The sequence below is a fragment of the Streptomyces sp. NPDC030995 genome, from assembly GCF_055571215.1.
This window is the reverse complement of record NZ_JBVIFS010000004.1, coordinates 229,801-245,489: the sequence shown is the minus strand read 5'-3', so window position 1 is coordinate 245,489 and position 15,689 is coordinate 229,801. Positions and strand designations below refer to the sequence as shown.

Genomic DNA, 15,689 nt, shown 5'->3' with positions numbered 1-15,689 from the left:
GCGTGACCACACGCATCCTGATAGCCGACGACCAAGAGGACATCCGCAGCGGCTTCCGGTTGATCCTCGATTCGCAGCCGGACATGACCGTGGTGGGTGAGGCGGCGGACGGGGAGAGCGCGGTGGCGCTGGCCCGTGAGCTGCGGCCGGACGTGGTGCTGGCGGACATCCGGATGCCGCGGCTGGACGGGCTGGAGGTGACCCGGCTGCTGGCGCCGCAGACCCGGGTGGTGGTCGTGACCACCTTCGACCTGGACGAGTACGTGCACACCGCGCTGCGCAACGGGGCCTGCGGTTTTCTGCTGAAGCGGTCGGGGCCGACGCTGCTGATCGAGGGCGTGCGGGCGGCGATGGCCGGGGACACCCTGATCAGTCCTCAGATCACGGTGCGGCTGCTGAGCCGGCTGACGCAGGCGGGTCCGGTCGCCCGGCCCGCGGCGCATCCGCTGACGGGTCGGGAGCTGGAGATCGTGCGGCTGGTGGCGCGGGGGCTCACCAATGCCGAGATCGGCGCGGAGCTGTTCATCAGCGCCGGGACGGCGAAGACCCACATCGCGAACGTCCAGGCCAAGCTCGGGGCACGCAACCGGGTGGGGATCGCCGCGTGGGCGTGGGAGCACGGTGTGGCACATCCGGAAACGGAAGCCGACTAGTCACGTTTCACGTGAAACACGGATCCCCGGGGGTCATGTTTTCCGTGAAACAACGTGGCGCGTGAGCGGCCAGGCGAGCAGGCCGACGGAGAGCGCGATGGCATGGCCGAGGTCGGTGAAGGTGCCGCCGGTGACGAGGGGGAGTCCGAAGAAGGCGACCGCTCCGGCCAGGTAGAACCATTTCCAGGGGCCGGGGAGCCGGTAGGTGAGGACGCCGACGGCGGCGGCGAGCCCGTAGCTGACTCCGATGTCGACGACGTGGGTCATGCTGCGCGGGGCCCGGTGGTCCTGGATGGCCATCAGCAGGACCTTCTGGCTGACCAGAGTGGCGACGATGTGGGCGGTCGCCACGATCGCGAGCCAGCGCAGGGTGCCGAGCCAGCGTTCGACGGTGGCGTGGAACAGCTCGAACAGCACGGCGTATTGGGCGAGCGAGGCCGGGTTCTCGATCCAGAAGGCGCTGCTGAAGAGTGCCCGGACGGGGTGCTTGACGAGCTGATGGATGTTGCTGCTGTTGCGGTGGAGCAGGACGTGCTCGACCCGGTCGGGCGCGATGACGACGACGATGCTGGTGACGGCGATGATCAGGAGCCAGATGTGCGTTCCGGGCGAGGAGCGTATCCAGGACCGCAGCGGCCTGGCCGGCTCGGGCTCGGTGTGCTCGATCATGCACCGATGATGACCCGCGAAGCTGTGCCCCGCCCGGCCGGTGGGCCGGGCGGGGCACAGCTTCTGAGGTGGTGCGGCCCTGGGCCTACTCCTCGCCCGCCAGGGTGAGGCGGCGCAGCTTCTGGCCCGCGTAGACGGTGGCGCCGATGGTGACCGTGGTGAGCAGGATCGCGGCCGTCGGCAGGGCGACGCTGGCGTCGACGTAGCCGGGTCCGGCGACCCTCTCGGCGAGGGACAGGGCCCACTGCTGGACGCTGAGGGTCTTGGCGCCGGAGACCAGGCTGCCGAACAGCGATTCCCAGATCAGGGCGTAGACCAGACCGAAGACGACCGCGTGCCGGCTGACGGTGCCCAGCAGCAGGAAGAGCGCGCTGTAGGCGATCGAGGCGACGAGCGCCGCGACCGTGTAGGCGACGGCGATCTGCTGGCCGTTGCCGTTGAGGATGAACCCGGCGATCAGGGTGGGGATCGCGGAGAAGGCCATGGTGACGGCGATCGCCACGATCAGCTTGGTCATGATGATCGTCGGGCGCTTCACCGGCTTGGCGAGCAGGTAGACGATGGAGCCGTCGTCGATCTCGGGGCCGATGGCGCCGGTGCCGGCGATGACACCGATCAGCGGAACCATGGTGGCGAGGGCGAACCCTCCGAGAAGGTCCGCGGCGACCTTGTCGTCCACGCCGGCGAAGCCGCGGACGGCGAGGGCGATGAGGATCAGCAGGGCGGGCAGCGCGAAGAGGATCAGCGCGCGGCGCCGGCCGAGCAGGGCCCGGTAGGTGAGCCGGGCAACGGTGGGGTCATACATGGGTGCCAGCTCCTTTCAGGCCGCGACGAGGTAGGAGAAGACCGACTCGAGGGACTCGTCGGAAGGCGAGACCGTCAGCAGCCGGATGCCGTGCGCACGGGCCACACGGGGAAGCAGCTCGGTGAACCGGCCGAAGTCGACGGCCTGGATGCGCAGCGCGCCCTCCTTCAGGTCGACCTCGATGCCGGCGGTGGAGGGGTCGGCGATGAGGGCCGCGGCGAGGGCCCTGTCGTCGGAGGAGCGGATCAGATAGCGGTGCGGGCGGTCCGTCATCAGGCGGCGGATCTTGCGGAAGTCGCCGGAGGCGGCGTGCCGGCCGGCGACGACCACCTCGATGTGCGAGGCGAGCTGTTCGACCTCCTCCAGGATGTGGGAGGAGAACAGGACGGTGCGTCCTTCGTCGCCCATCCGCCGCAGCAGTTCCATCAGCTGCATGCGCTGGCGCGGGTCCATGCCGTTGAAGGGCTCGTCCAGGAGCAGCACGGACGGGTCGTGGACCAGGGCGGACGCCATCTTCACGCGCTGGCGCATGCCCTTGGAGTAGGTGGAGATCTTGCGGTCCTGGGCGTACTCCATCTCGACGGTGGCGAGCGCCCTCTGGGCGGCCGCGTCGTCGAGGCCGTGCAGCTCGGCGTTGGCGACGACGAACTCCCGGCCGGTCAGGAAGTCGTACATGGCCTCGCGCTCGGGCACGACACCGATCTGCTTGTAGACCTGCTCGTTGCCCCAGATCGCGGTGCCGTCGAGGGTGACGGTGCCCGTGGAGGGGGCGAGGAAGCCGCCCATCATGTTGATGAGCGTGGACTTGCCCGCGCCGTTGGGGCCCAGCAGTCCGGTGACGCCGGGGCCGATGCGCATGGTCACGTCGTTGACGGCGACGACGTTCCCGAACCAGCGGGAGGTGTGGTCGATGTCGATGGTGGTCACAGCCCGGCCTTCCGGTAGCGGGCCATCAGGGCGGCGTAGGAGCCGACGATGAGGCCGAGGATGACGAGCAGGTAGGCGACACCGACGCCGGCCGAGGGGCCCTCGCCGCCGGGGAAGGCGGAGTCGGCGCCGAGGAAGGCGGTCTGCAGGCCGTCGATGAGCGTGATCGGGGAGAACAGGCCCATCCACTCGATGGCCCCGGTGTTCCCGGTGGAGTAGGCGACGCCCTGCACCGCGGTGACCGCGCCGTAGGGGATGATCAGCAGGGCGATGACGGCGGCGACGCCGAACCCGCGGCGCGGGGTGAGCGCGGCCATGACGAGGCCGAGGCCGGCGAAGAGCAGCGACAGCAGCAGAACCGACACCAGTCCCTGCCCGAATCCCTTGGTCTGGTCGGCGAAGTCGAACTTCGCCAGGAGCGCGCCGATCCACATGATCAGCAGCGGGATGGCGGTGAGGATGAACAGGGCCGAGGCCATGGCCGCGTACTTGGCCACCACGTAGTCGACGCGTTCGATGGGCCGCGAGAAGTAGAGCGGCACCGTCTTGAAGCGCAGGTCCCGCGAGACGGACTGCGGGGCCTGGGAGGCCAGGTAGAGGTAGATGACCACCTGGGTGGTCACGGCGTACGTCGTGTACTTGATCGGCAGGTCGGTGGAGCCGGGCAGGTTGATGGCGACCGCGACGAGGATCAGCGCGGGGACGCACATCACCGCGAAGAGGATCATCGGCAGGATCTTGGACTTGGCGGAGCGGCCGAGTCCGTAGGCGCCGCGCAGGGACTGCGAGAACAGCGACCGGCGGGCGTAGGCGCGGCCGAGCCGGGGGCCGTCGTAGGACCGGTAGCCGATGTTGTGGATCTGGGTCGAGGTGTCAGGCGCCATCGGAACCGGCTCCCTTCTGCTGGACGAGGTGCGAGGACTGGTCGTTGTCGCGGAAGACCTCCGCGATGTGGTGGCGGCGCTGTTCCATGCGGACCAGGCCGAGACCGAGATCGGCGACGGTGTCGCGGACGGTGTCGTACGTTTCCTCGCCGGTGGCCTCGACGAGCAGGATGTGGCCGGCGCCGGGCAGGCCCTGCTCCGTGCCCACGTGCAGGGTGACGCCCGCCGCGGTGAGCGCCCCCCGCAGGGCGGCGGTGCCGTCCGGGTGGGTGTCGGAGTCGGTGACCTCGACCGCGAGGGTCGTGGTGGTCTGGGTGAAGTCGCTGGTGGAGCTGGAGCGCAGCAGCTTGCCGCCGTCGACCACCACCACGTGGTCGCAGGTCCGCTCCAGCTCACCCAGGAGGTGGGAGGTGACCAGGACGGAGATGCCGAAGTCCGTGTAGACGCGGCGGATCAGGCCGAGCATCTCGTCGCGGCCCACCGGGTCCAGGCCGTTGGTCGGCTCGTCGAGGAGGACCAGCTGCGGGTCATGGACCAGCGCCTGGGCGAGTTTGACGCGCTGCTTCATTCCGGTGGAGTAGCCGCCGATGGGGCGGTAGCGCTCCTCGTACAGCCCGACGTGGCGCAGGGTGTCGGCGGTGCGCTCGCGGGCCGCGGTCGGCGGCAGCCCGGACATGCGCGCCATGTGGACGACGAACTCGGTGGCCGAGACGTCGGGTGGCAGGCAGTCGTGCTCGGGCATGTAGCCGACGCGTTCACGGATGGCGCTGCCATGCGTGGTGACGTCGAGGCCGAGCACGGCGGCGCTGCCCTCGGTGGCGGGGGACAGTCCCAGCAGAATTTTGATCAGCGTGGACTTGCCGGCTCCGTTGGCACCCACGAGGCCGGTCACACCGGGCCCGATGTCCAAGGAGAGCCGGTCGAGGGCGGTCACTCGGGGGTACCGCTTGCTCAGGCTTTCAGTCGCGATGACAGTCACGGGTTCGACGTTAGTGGCGGAGCCGTCGTGAAACGTCAGACCTGGAGCTGGATCCCGTCTCAGCCTTACGGCGTACATACCCGTACTGGAGGCTGATGCCGCCCGGACAACTTTATCCACAGGTCTGTGCACGGCCCTTGACGTGATCTCCGGTCATTGTCACATTCATCAGTGTCAAGTTACGGGCGCGTACGGCTGCATGGATGGGCGGGCTGACATGGCTGGGGACACCGAGCAACGCACCACGCGACTCTCCGGACGGCTCTCCGGGAAACCCGCCGGCGACCTGAGCGGGTTCAGAGAGGTGCAGCGCCTCGCGTACGAGTGCGCCGAGGTGGTCGCGGCCCAGCTGCGGCCGGGCGTGACCGAGCGCGAGGCCGCGCGGATGCAGCGCGAGTGGCTGCGCGAGCGCGGGGTGCGGGACTGGCTCCACCTGCCCTTCGCCTGGTTCGGGGACCGCACCGCCTTCGCGAACTTCAGGATCCCGCTGCAGTTCTTCCCGACCAACCGGAAGCTGGAGCCGGGGATGCCCTTCATCCTCGACATGGCACCGGTCTTCAAGGGCTACTCGGCCGACATCGGCTATTCGGGCAGCCTCGGGCTGAATCCGGTGCAGGACCGGCTCATGTCCGACCTTCAGGCCCACCGCGTCCTGATCCTGGAGCAGGTGCGGGAGCGCCGCTCGCTGCGCGAGATCTACGAGAACGTCGAGCAGCTCATGAACCGGCAGGGGTACGCCAACCGGCACCGCGCCTATCCCTTCGGCGTGATCGCCCACAAGATCGACCGGGTCAAGGAGCGGCGCTGGTCGCCGACCGTCTTCGGCTTCGGCACCCAGTCCCTCAAGGGGCTGGCCGGCGACGTCCTGCACGGGCACCGTGAGGGCTGGTCCCCGCTGTGGAGCCCCTACCGCTTCTCCGACCACCCGCCGCAGCCCGGCCTGTGGGCGGTGGAGCCGCATCTGGGGTTCCGGGGCACCGGCGCGAAGTTCGAGGAGATCCTGGTCGTCACCGACTCCCGGGATCCCGAGGAGAGCGCGTTCTGGCTGGACGACGATCTGCCGCACGTGCGGCGCTGGGCCGAGGAGAAGGCAGCATGAGCGGCATGAGCGGCAAGAACGGCATCACCGGAGCGGGAACCGCCGGACCGGCAGGCGCGCGCGAGCGCCGGGTGAGCACCGGCGGGGTCGAGCTGTGCGTCGTCGAGCTCGGCGAGGCGGACCGCCCGACCGTGCTGCTGGTGCACGGCTACCCGGACAGCAAGGAGGTCTGGTCGGAGGTCGCCGAGCGGCTGGCGACCCGCTTCCACGTCGTGCTCTACGACGTACGCGGCCACGGGCGCTCCACCGCTCCGCAGCCTCTGCGCGGCGGTTTCACCCTGGAGAAGCTGACCGACGACTTCCTGGCGGTGGCGGACGCGGTCAGCCCGGACCGGCCGGTGCACCTGGTCGGCCACGACTGGGGATCCGTACAGGGCTGGGAGTTCGCGACGGTCGGCCGTACCGAGGGGCGGATCGCCTCCTTCACCTCGATCTCGGGGCCCTCCCTCGACCACATGGGGCACTGGATCAAGAAGCGGAGGACGCGGCCCACCCCGCGTGCGGCGGCGCAGCTCCTCGGCCAGGGCGCCAAGTCCTGGTACATCTACATGCTGCACACCCCCGTACTGCCGGAGCTCGCCTGGCGCGGGCCGCTCGGCAAGCGGTGGCCGGCCATGCTCCAGCGCGTCGAGAAGCTGCCGCCCGGCGACTACCCGACGGCCTCACTGCCTTCGGACGCGGCGCACGGAGCCTGGCTCTACCGCGACAACGTGCGCGCACGGCTGCGCAGGCCGCGGCCCGACGCGTACGCGCACGTACCGGTCCAGCTCATCACCCCGACCGAGGACGCCTTCCTCTCCGAGCGGCTCTACGACGACCTGGAGCGCTGGGCCCCGGACCTGCTGCGGCGGAGCCTGCCCGCCAAGCACTGGGTGCCCCGGACCCGGCCCGACCAGCTGGCCGCCTGGATCACCGACTTCGTCACCTCCCGGGAGGAGCCGGCCACGCGGGCACCGGAGCGCAAGGCCCCGGGCAAGTACGCGGACCGCTTCCACGGCCAGCTGGTCCTGGTCACCGGCGCGGCCAGCGGCATCGGCCGGGCCACCGCCTTCGCCTTCGCCGAGGCCGGGGCCCGCGTGGTCGCCGTGGACCGGGACGGCGAGGGCGCGGCGCGCACGGCCGACATGGCCCGCCTCGTCGGCGCCCCCGAGGCGTGGGCCGAGTGCGTCGACGTCAGCGACGAGCAGGCGATGGAGAAGCTCGCGGCGAGGGTGGCCGCCGAGTACGGAATCGTGGACGTCCTGGTCAACAACGCCGGGATCGGCCTGTCCGGGGCCTTCCTCGACACCACCGCCGAGGACTGGAAGAAGGTCCTGGACGTCAATCTGTGGGGCGTCATCCACGGCTGCCGGATATTCGGCAAGCAGATGGCCGAGCGCGGCCAGGGCGGACACATCGTCAACACCGCCTCCGCCGCGGCCTACCTGCCCTCCAGGACCCTGCCCGCCTACAGCACCTCGAAGGCCGCGGTCCTGATGCTGTCGGAGTGCCTGCGCGCGGAACTGGCCTCGAAGTCGATCGGCGTCTCCGCGATCTGCCCCGGCATCGTCAACACCAACATCACCACCACCTCGCGCTTCGCCGGGGTGGACGAGGCCGAGGAGAAGCGCCGCCAGGAACGCTCCTCGCGGCTGTACGGGCTGCGCAACTTCCCGCCGGAGAAGGTCGCCGACGCGATCCTGCGCGCCGTCGTGCGCAACGAGGCCCTCGTGCCCGTGACCCCGGAATCCAAGGGCGCCCTGTGGATGTCGCGCTTCGCCCCGCGCATGCTGCGGCGCATCGCGAAGGTGGAGCCCAGGCTGTGACCGCGGCCTCGTACGTCAGAGAGCCCGGCACGGCCATATCCCGCTCCTTGCGGCGGTCGTACCATCCCACGCAGGAGGGCTCACTGCGCAGGGCGGTCGAGTGCCTTGCGGCTTCACCTGCCGCCCGGGCCGCGGTGTCCGGCGCGGTCGGCCGAGCCGCGATGTCGTAGGGAGCCGGGATTGTCCGATCAGGCGGTAGCCGAATACCGGATCGAGGATCTGGCGCACCACAGCGGGGCGACCGTGCGCACGATCCGGGCGTACCAGGACCGCGGTCTGCTGCCGAAGCCGGAGCGGCGCGGCCGCTCCAACGTCTACCGGGACACGCATCTGGCGCGGCTGCGCCAGATCGCGGACCTGCTGGACCGCGGCTACACCCTGGCCTCCATCAAGGAACTGCTGGAGGCCTGGGACGCCGGGCGCGGGCTGGGCGGCGTACTGGGCCTGGTCGCCGAGGTGCACGGGCCGTGGACCGACGAGGAGGCGGCCCGGATCAGCCGGGACGAGCTGAACGAGCGGTTCGGCGGCCGGCCGGACGACGACGCGGTGGGCGAGGCCTGCGAGCTGGGGGTGCTGGAGCGGATCCCGGGGCGCCCGGACCAGTTCCTCGTGCCCTCACCGCAGGAGCTGGCGGTGGCCGCCGAGCTGTACGCCGCCGGGGTCCCGCTGTCGGCGATCACCGGGCACCTGCGCGAACTGCGCGGTCAGGTGGAGCACATCGCCTCGCGGTTCCTGGAGTTCACCACCGAGCACGTCTTCGCGCGCTACCTCGGGCAGGTGCCGCCCACGGACGCGGACGCGGCCGAGGCGGCGACGATGGTGCGGCGGCTGCGGCCGCTGGCCCAGCAGACCGTGGACGCCGAGCTGGCGCGGGCGATGCGGCTCTTCGCGACCCGGCACCTGCAACGGCACCTGGGGGCGACCGGGTCGCCCCAGCCGTCGGGCCCGTCGCCGGTGGCGCTGCCCGCCGGGACGGTCCGGGCGGTGCAGGAGCTGGTGGGCGCCGAACACGTCGCGGAGTTCGTCCGGGCCGCGACGGAGCGGGAGCTCCAGGCCCGGACGATGAACGATCTGGCGCGCCGGGGCGACCGGTAGCGCCGGTCGCTCAGTAGTCCACAGGTTCCACAGGGCGGATCACGCGTTTGCCGTCAAAACCCGCCCAAACGGCTGTGGACAAGTCCGGTTTGCCTGTGGGCAACGGAGGCGGTATCTCAGTACGTGGTACCAGCACGCGGTACCAGCCCGTGGTCTCAGCCCACGGTCTCGTACGCCGCCTTGGCAGGGGTCGCACCGTCCACCGGCCCGGTCTCGGCCACGGGCACGGGCACGGGCACGGCCTCCGGCAGGGCCGTCCCGGCCGTCCCGGGCTTCGCGCTCCCGGCAGCCCCGGTCCCGTACAGGAAGGCGGCGAGGGCCAGGCCGAGGATCCCGCCGAGCAGCTGGGCGGCGACGAATCCGGGCAGCGACTCCGGGGCGATGCCCGTGAAGGAGTCGCTGAAGCTGCGCCCGATGCTGCCGGCCGGGTTGGCGAAGGATCCGGAGGAGGTGAACCAGATCGCGGCGGCGATGTACGCGGCCACCGCCGCCGGGATGAGCTTCGGGCGCCCGATCCGCTGGAGGCCCTGGATCAGGAGGACGAGACCGGCCGTGGCGACCACCTCGCCGATGAGCAGGTGGCCGCCGTCGCGCACCTGGGTGGAGAAGTTGCCCGGGGGGCGGCCGAACATGACTTCCGCCAGGAGGGCGCCGCCGATGGCTCCCGCGGTCTGGGCCGCGGTGTAGACGAGCGCCTCCCGGCCGCTGAGCCCCTCGCCGCCGGTCCGCCGGGCCCACCAGGAGGTGAGGGTGACCACCGGGTTGAGGTGCGCGCCGGACAGCGGGCCGAACAGGGTGATGATCAGCCCGAGGCCGATGGCCGAGGCGAGCGAGTTGGCGATGAGGGCGACACCGGTGTCGGGGCTGAGCTCGGCGGCCTTGATGCCGGAGCCGATCACGACCACGAGCAGACCGGCGGTACCGATGAGCTCGGTGGCCGCACGGCGTGACAGAGAGGTATGGGCTGTCATGGTTTCTCCCCCTGAACAGAAGTGGCAGCGGAAAATATATTCCGCATCTTGGAATGGCGATAGAGGGCGTCCACCACGGGTCGGCAGTCGGAAAATCCCTGCCGCACGACCGCGCGACCGGGCACGCTGGGGCCATGGATGAAAGGCGCACCGTGAAGGTGTCGAAGTACGTCTCGAAACACCTGCGGCACCAGCCGGAACGGATCGGACTGGTGCTCGATCCACAGGGCTGGGTGGAGATCGACGACCTGCTGCGCGCGGCCGCCGCCCACGGCTTCCACTTCAGCCGCGCCGAGCTCGACCACGTCGTCGCCGCCAACGACAAGCAGCGGTTCGCCGTCGACGGCACCCGGATCCGGGCCAGCCAGGGACACACGGTCGCCGTGGACCTGGACCTTCCGGAGGCCGAGCCGCCCGCGCACCTCTACCACGGCACCGTCGCCGCGGCCCTGGACTCGATCCGCGCCGAGGGCCTGCGCCCGATGGCCCGCCACCACGTGCACCTGTCCCCCGACCGGGAGACCGCGACCCGGGTCGGTGCGCGACGCGGCCGGCCCGTGGTGCTCAGCGTGGACGCGGGGGCGATGCGTGCGGCCGGGCACGTCTTCCGCATCAGCGCCAACGGGGTGTGGCTGGTGGATGCCGTCCCGCCGGAGTTCCTGCGCTTCCAATAACGCCTACAGGGCGCCCCCAGGGCCCGGGAATTGACGCTGAGATTGTCGGACCATCCCCCTAATGTGTGTCCCACTCCGGGATCTGTGAGGGGGGGACCTCGCGATCGCCGAACCATCCCTGCATGTACGCGAGGTGACGCCCTATGACGTCCACACCCCACAGCTTCCAGGTCGATCTGCGCGGTCTGGTCGACCTCCTCTCCCACCACCTCTACTCCAGCCCGCGCGTCTACGTCCGCGAGCTCCTGCAGAACGCGGTGGACGCGGTCACCGCCCGCCACGCCCTCGACCCCGAGGCGCAGATCCGCATCCGGCTGTCGGCTGCCGACGGCCGCGTCACCATCGAGGACAGCGGCATCGGCCTGACCGCAGCCGAGGCCCACTCCCTGCTCGCCACCATCGGCCGCAGCTCCAAGCGCGGCGGCGACCACGGGCTCGAAGCCACCCGCAAGGAGTTCCTCGGACAGTTCGGCATCGGGCTGCTCGCGTGCTTCGTCGTGGCCCGCCAGATCCGCGTCGTCACCCGCTCCGCCCGCGACCCGCAGGCCGCGCCCGTCGAATGGCTGGCCACGGACGACGGTTCGTACACCGTCCGCGAACTGCCCCACGAGGCACGCCCGGAGCCCGGCACCACCGTCGTCCTGGAAGCCCGGCCGGGCGCTGCGGAATGGACCGTCCCGGCCAAGGTCGAACAACTGGCCCGCGACTACGGCTCCCTGCTGCCCTACGACATCACCTTCGACGACGGGGAGGGCGGCGAGCCGCGCCCCGTCACCGACCGGCCCGCCGTCTGGGACCGGCCCTTCCCCACCCCCGCGGCCCGCCGCGTCGCGCTCGCCGGGCACTGCGCGGAGCTCTTCGGTTTCACCCCGCTCGACAGCATCGACCTCGATCTGCCGGTCGCCGGCGTGCGCGGAGTGGCGTACGTGCTCCCCGAGCCGACCAGCCCCGCCCACCGGGCCGGACACCGTGTCCACCTCAAGGGCATGCTGCTGACCGACCGGGCCGACACCCTGCTGCCGGACTGGGCGTTCTTCGTCCGCGCCGTCCTCGACACGGACACCCTGCGGCCCACCGCCTCCCGCGAGAACCTGTACGACGACGAGACGCTGTCCGCCGTACGGGAGGCACTCGGCGCCCGCGTCCGGGGCTGGCTCGCCGAGCTCGCGGCCAGCGAACCGGAGCGCCTGGCCGCCTTCCTGCGCGTCCACCACCTCGGCGTGAAATCCATGGCCCGGCACGACTCCGAACTGCTCGGGCTGATGCTGCCGTGGCTGCCGTTCGAGACCAGCGACGGCTCCATGAGCCTGCAGGAGTTCGCGGCCGCGCACACGGACATCCACTTCACGCGCACCGTCGAGGAGTTCCGCCAGATCGCACCGATCGCCGCGGCCCACGGCCTCGGCGTCATCAACGCCGGCTACACCTACGACGCGGACCTGCTGGCCCTGCTGCCCGCCGTACGGCCGGACCTCAAGATCACCGAGCTGGACGCCGGAGCCGTCACCGAGCGGCTCGACCCGGTGCCGACCGCCGCCGAACTGGAGCTCGCCTCCTTCCTGGCCACCGCGCGCACCCGCCTGGAACCCCAGGGCTGCGACGTGGTGCTGCGCGCCTTCCAGCCCGTCGCCGTCCCCGCGCTCTACCTCGACGACCGCCAGGCCCGCCAGGAGCGCGACCGGTCCGCCGCACTGGAGAGCGCCGACTCCCTGTGGAGCGGCATCCTCGGCGCGCTGCGGGGCTCCGCGCCCCGCGCCCGCCTGGTCCTCAACCACAACAATCCGCTGATCCGCCGGATCTCCGCCCTTCCCGACGAGGCGCTGACCGGTACCGCCGTCGAATCGCTGTACGGGCAGGCCCTGCTGATGTCCCAGCGGCCGCTGCGCCCCGCCGACTCCACCCTGCTCAACCGGGCCTTCCTCGGACTCCTGGAATGGGCGACGCACTCCACCGATGCCCGCGATGCCCAGGAGGACCAGAAGTGACGACGCTGACGCGCGAGGAGATCGTGCGGGGTCTGGCGGAGAACCGCGAAGCGCCGAACGGCGCCGCGCGCAACGCGCACGCCGAGGCGCTGGCCGTCGCCGCGGAGACGAGCGGCGACCGGGACCTGTTCCGCGAGGCCCTGGACAACCTGATCAACGCCTACCTCTACAGCTCCGAGTCGTCGAAGATGCTGGTGCCGTTCGCCCGGCTGCTCCAGGAGTACGACAAGGACCCGGGCGCCTTCTCCGAATGGGACGCGCACTCGCTGTTCTGGCAGTTCAAGTGGGTGGCCACGGCCATCTCCGACTCCCCGGGGATTCCGCGGGAGTCGGCCGCCGGCTGGCTGGACGAGATGGAGCGCCGCTACCGGATCGCGGGCTACAGCGAGCGGCCCGTGCGCGAGGCCGAGCTGTGGTTCGCCCATGCGACGGGCGAGGACGAGAGAGCCGAACGGGCCTTCCGGCGCTGGCTGGCGGCGGACCGCGACGACATGAGCGACTGCCAGGCCTGCGAGCTCAACAGCCAGGGGCAGTACGCCGTCCTGAACGGGAACGACGCCGAGGCCCTGGAGCTCTGGAAGCCGGTCCTCACGGGCGAGCTGACGTGCGCCGAGGAGCCCCACCGGGTGCTCGCCACCTCGCTGCTGCCGCTGCTGCGGCTGGGCCGGGCCGACGAGGCCCGCTCGAACCACCTGCGCGGCTACCGCATGGCCCGCGGCAGCGAGAGCCTGCTGCCGTCGGTCGGCAAGCACATCGAGTTCTGCGCGCTCACCGGCAACGAATCGCGCGGCCTGGAGATCCTGGCCGAACACGCCGCCCACGTGGGTCCGCTCGTCAATCTCGACGACCGGCTGGCCTTCCACGGCGGCATCCTCGTGCTGCTGCGCCGCCTGCGCGAACTGGGCCACGGCGAGAGCCGGGCCGTCCCCTACGAGGGAGCCCCCCGGACGGTCTCCGAGCTGTACGAGGTGCTGTACGCGGGCTGCCTGGACATCGCCCGGCAGTTCGACGCGCGCAACGGCACGACCCGGGGCTCGGACCGGTTCCTCGCGCGGGTCGGCCGGGACCCGCTGGTCGGCGCCCTGCCGCTGGGGGTGCGCAGCGCGCGGCTGCCGCAGACCCCCGCCGCCGCCGCCGAGGCCCCCGCAGTGCCGGCCAGCCCCGCCGTGCCGGGGCCGGTCGCTTCGCCCGCCGGATTCGACGAGCTGGTGGAGCGGGCCCGGCGCGCCCGGGACCTGGGCCATCCGGGCGCGGACGCGCTGTGGGCCGAGGTGGCCGTACGGGTGGAGGCGCAGCCGGAGCCCGATCCGCTGGTCGGCGCCGATCTCGCGGACCAGCGAGCCCTGGCCGCCGCGCGGCGCGGGGCCGAGGAGGCGGCGGAGCTGCTGGCCGCGGTCCGCGACGGGTACCTCGCGCTCGGCCGGGCGGAGCGCGCGGCGCTCGCGGAACTGCGGCTGGCCAGTGTGGCCGCGCAGTCGGGGGCCACGCCCGCGCGGATCCGGGAACTGCTGCGGACCGCCGTGCGGGCCGCCGAGGCGCTGGACCCCGCCGAGCCGCTGCGGGCCCGGCGGATCGCGCTCGCGGAACTGTCGGCGATCCGCGTGGAGTCGTACCTGCGCTCGGTCGAGGCGGCCGACGCGGAGGGCCATGAGCACGGTCACGAGCACGGCCGCAGCCACGGCCACGGCCGGGAGCACGGTCACGACGAGCTCGTCGCCGAGCTGACCTCCTTCATCACCTCCTACGCGGACACCCTGGCGGACCTGGTGGCGGAGGCCGAGGAGATGCTGGGCCGGGTGGCCCTGTCGCAGGGTGACCCGGAGCGGGCCGTGGCCCTGCTGGCGACGTCCGCCGCGCGGGCGGTCGCGGCGGGCCGGCCGTGGCAGGCCGTGGACCCGCTGGTGCTGCGGGCCGGGGTGCTGATGTCGCTGGACCGCCCGGACGAGGCGGAGGAGGAGGCGCGCTCCGGGCTGGAGCATGCCGCCGAGCTGACCGACGCCGAGGCGCAGGGCGTCGTACGGCTGACCCTCGCCGACATCCTGCTGCGGCGCGGTGACACGGCGCAGGAGGCGGCGCAGTACGCGCTGGCGGGGTCCCACTGGTTCGACCAGGCCGGTCTCACGGCCGACGGCGGGGCGCAGGCCCGGCTGCTGCTGGCCCGGGCGTACGCGCGGGACGGCCGGGCCGCCGAGGCGGCGGAGGTCCTCCAGTCGGCGCTGCCGGATCTGCTGGAGCACGGCGACGAGCAGGCGGTGTTCGTACGGGAGTTCCTGGGCGATCTGCTGCGCCAGCTGAACGAGCCCGGGCCGGCGGCGGAGCAGTATCTGCTGGCGGCGGAGGTGACCGGGGGCTGGGAGGATCCGCGCCGGCAGGCGAGCCTCGCCCAGTCGGCCGCCGACGCCCTGTCCGACGCGGGGCTGGCGACGGAGGCGGTCGCCGCCTACGAGCGGGCCCTGGATCTGCACCGTCTGACGGGCGAGGCCCCTGTCGCAGAGGTACGTGTCCTGCGCTCCCTGGCCTGGCTGGGACTGCGCGAGGAGGTCACCGACGCGGCGGTGGCGCGGGCCCGGGGAAGGATGGACGAGGCCGCCGAGGTGCTGGAGGCCGCTCTGGCGGCGTATCCCGGGGCCCCTGAGCTGCGGTCCGAACTCGCCCAGACCTGGCACCAGCTGGCGCAGGTGCTGGACCGGTACGTCAACGCCAACGAACAGCCCTCCGACGACGAGGCCCTTGCCGCACCGGCGGCCCGGCTGGACGCCCCGCGGGTCGACGCGCTGCGCGTGGAGGAGATCGAGCTGTGGGACCGGGCCGCCCGGCTCTATGCGGAGCTCGGTCCCGATCACCTGCGGGACCGGTTCCAGTGTCTGAACAACGCGGCCTGGACGGAGCAGGAGCGCGGCGACGCGGAGGCGGGCGCCGCACGCGTCTCAGCGCTGATCGAGGAGACCCGGGCGCTGCCCGAGGGCGAGGTGCCCGAGTGGCTCCTGCCGTCCGCGGAGCGCCTGCTCGGGCAGCTGACCGACGGGGACTAGTGCCGTCCCGGGGGGGGGGGGGGTGTGGGGGGGGGGGGGGGGGGAGAGAAGGGGGGGGGGGGGGGGGGGGGGGGGGGGGGGGAGGGGGGGGGGGGGGGGGGGAGGGGGGGT

At 72.0% G+C, this 15,689-nt stretch carries 13 protein-coding genes; 7 read left to right on the top strand and 6 right to left on the bottom strand.

Translation table 11 applies throughout. The features are described from left to right. Nucleotides 1-2: 2 nt before the first annotated feature. A complete protein-coding gene (locus tag ACZ45T_RS09535) occupies nt 3-653 on the top strand; it encodes a response regulator (RefSeq protein ID WP_468439155.1) in 651 nt (216 codons plus the stop codon). Between the two features lie 33 nt (nt 654-686). Here the strand turns inward: ACZ45T_RS09535 and ACZ45T_RS09530 are convergent, their stop codons facing one another. The 5 genes from ACZ45T_RS09530 to ACZ45T_RS09510 all read right to left on the bottom strand — a co-directional run bounded on the left by ACZ45T_RS09530 (nt 687) and on the right by ACZ45T_RS09510 (nt 4,917). Then, a complete protein-coding gene (locus tag ACZ45T_RS09530; RefSeq protein WP_468439153.1) occupies nt 687-1,322 on the bottom strand; it encodes a rhomboid-like protein in 636 nt (211 codons plus the stop codon). A gap of 85 nt (nt 1,323-1,407) precedes the next feature. After that, nucleotides 1,408-2,127: an ABC transporter permease subunit gene (locus tag ACZ45T_RS09525; RefSeq protein ID WP_468439151.1), complete on the bottom strand. Its 720-nt coding sequence runs from the start codon at nt 2,125-2,127 to the stop codon at nt 1,408-1,410. A gap of 15 nt (nt 2,128-2,142) precedes the next feature. Beyond that, the gene (locus ACZ45T_RS09520) at nt 2,143-3,054 is read right to left on the bottom strand and encodes an ABC transporter ATP-binding protein (RefSeq protein WP_468439149.1); all 912 of its coding nucleotides are present in this window, start codon (nt 3,052-3,054) and stop codon (nt 2,143-2,145) included. Then, nucleotides 3,051-3,938: an ABC transporter permease subunit gene (locus ACZ45T_RS09515; RefSeq protein WP_468439147.1), complete on the bottom strand. Its 888-nt coding sequence runs from the start codon at nt 3,936-3,938 to the stop codon at nt 3,051-3,053. Before ACZ45T_RS09515 ends, ACZ45T_RS09520 begins: the two co-directional genes overlap by 4 nt. Continuing rightward, entirely contained in the window at nt 3,928-4,917 is a 990-nt protein-coding gene (locus ACZ45T_RS09510; RefSeq protein WP_468439145.1) for an ABC transporter ATP-binding protein, read from the bottom strand. Before ACZ45T_RS09510 ends, ACZ45T_RS09515 begins: the two co-directional genes overlap by 11 nt. Nucleotides 4,918-5,134: 217 nt before the next feature. Here ACZ45T_RS09510 and ACZ45T_RS09505 point away from each other — a divergent pair, with 217 nt between their 5' ends. The 3 genes from ACZ45T_RS09505 to ACZ45T_RS09495 all read left to right on the top strand — a co-directional run bounded on the left by ACZ45T_RS09505 (nt 5,135) and on the right by ACZ45T_RS09495 (nt 8,916). Beyond that, on the top strand, nt 5,135-6,016 hold the full coding sequence (locus ACZ45T_RS09505; protein ID WP_468439143.1) for a M24 family metallopeptidase: 882 nt from the start codon (nt 5,135-5,137) through the stop codon (nt 6,014-6,016). Beyond that, the gene (locus tag ACZ45T_RS09500; RefSeq protein ID WP_468439142.1) at nt 6,013-7,821 is read left to right on the top strand and encodes an SDR family oxidoreductase; all 1,809 of its coding nucleotides are present in this window, start codon (nt 6,013-6,015) and stop codon (nt 7,819-7,821) included. Before ACZ45T_RS09505 ends, ACZ45T_RS09500 begins: the two co-directional genes overlap by 4 nt. 180 nt (nt 7,822-8,001) lie before the next feature. Then, nucleotides 8,002-8,916 (top strand): MerR family transcriptional regulator, encoded by a 915-nt coding sequence (locus tag ACZ45T_RS09495; protein WP_468439140.1) that lies wholly within the window; start codon nt 8,002-8,004, stop codon nt 8,914-8,916. Nucleotides 8,917-9,071: 155 nt separating this feature from the next. Here the strand turns inward: ACZ45T_RS09495 and ACZ45T_RS09490 are convergent, their stop codons facing one another. Next, nucleotides 9,072-9,887: an aquaporin gene (locus ACZ45T_RS09490; RefSeq protein ID WP_468439138.1), complete on the bottom strand. Its 816-nt coding sequence runs from the start codon at nt 9,885-9,887 to the stop codon at nt 9,072-9,074. A 134-nt stretch (nt 9,888-10,021) separates the two neighbouring features. Here ACZ45T_RS09490 and ACZ45T_RS09485 point away from each other — a divergent pair, with 134 nt between their 5' ends. From ACZ45T_RS09485 to ACZ45T_RS09475, 3 genes are all read left to right on the top strand, one after another. Continuing rightward, nucleotides 10,022-10,561: an RNA 2'-phosphotransferase gene (locus ACZ45T_RS09485; RefSeq protein ID WP_468439136.1), complete on the top strand. Its 540-nt coding sequence runs from the start codon at nt 10,022-10,024 to the stop codon at nt 10,559-10,561. Between the two features lie 143 nt (nt 10,562-10,704). Further along, a complete protein-coding gene (locus tag ACZ45T_RS09480) occupies nt 10,705-12,546 on the top strand; it encodes an HSP90 family protein (RefSeq protein WP_468439134.1) in 1,842 nt (613 codons plus the stop codon). Next, entirely contained in the window at nt 12,543-15,578 is a 3,036-nt protein-coding gene (locus ACZ45T_RS09475; protein WP_468439132.1) for a tetratricopeptide repeat protein, read from the top strand. Before ACZ45T_RS09480 ends, ACZ45T_RS09475 begins: the two co-directional genes overlap by 4 nt. Nucleotides 15,579-15,689 lie beyond the last annotated feature (111 nt).

Coding starts and splice junctions, on each gene's coding strand:
- ACZ45T_RS09480 (WP_468439134.1), top strand. CDS start 10,705: ATGACGTCCACACCCCACAGCTTCCAGGTCGATCTGCGCGGTCTGGTC.
- ACZ45T_RS09525 (WP_468439151.1), bottom strand. CDS start 2,127: ATGTATGACCCCACCGTTGCCCGGCTCACCTACCGGGCCCTGCTCGGC.
- ACZ45T_RS09515 (WP_468439147.1), bottom strand. CDS start 3,938: ATGGCGCCTGACACCTCGACCCAGATCCACAACATCGGCTACCGGTCC.
- ACZ45T_RS09490 (WP_468439138.1), bottom strand. CDS start 9,887: ATGACAGCCCATACCTCTCTGTCACGCCGTGCGGCCACCGAGCTCATC.
- ACZ45T_RS09500 (WP_468439142.1), top strand. CDS start 6,013: ATGAGCGGCATGAGCGGCAAGAACGGCATCACCGGAGCGGGAACCGCC.
- ACZ45T_RS09505 (WP_468439143.1), top strand. CDS start 5,135: ATGGCTGGGGACACCGAGCAACGCACCACGCGACTCTCCGGACGGCTC.
- ACZ45T_RS09485 (WP_468439136.1), top strand. CDS start 10,022: ATGGATGAAAGGCGCACCGTGAAGGTGTCGAAGTACGTCTCGAAACAC.
- ACZ45T_RS09530 (WP_468439153.1), bottom strand. CDS start 1,322: ATGATCGAGCACACCGAGCCCGAGCCGGCCAGGCCGCTGCGGTCCTGG.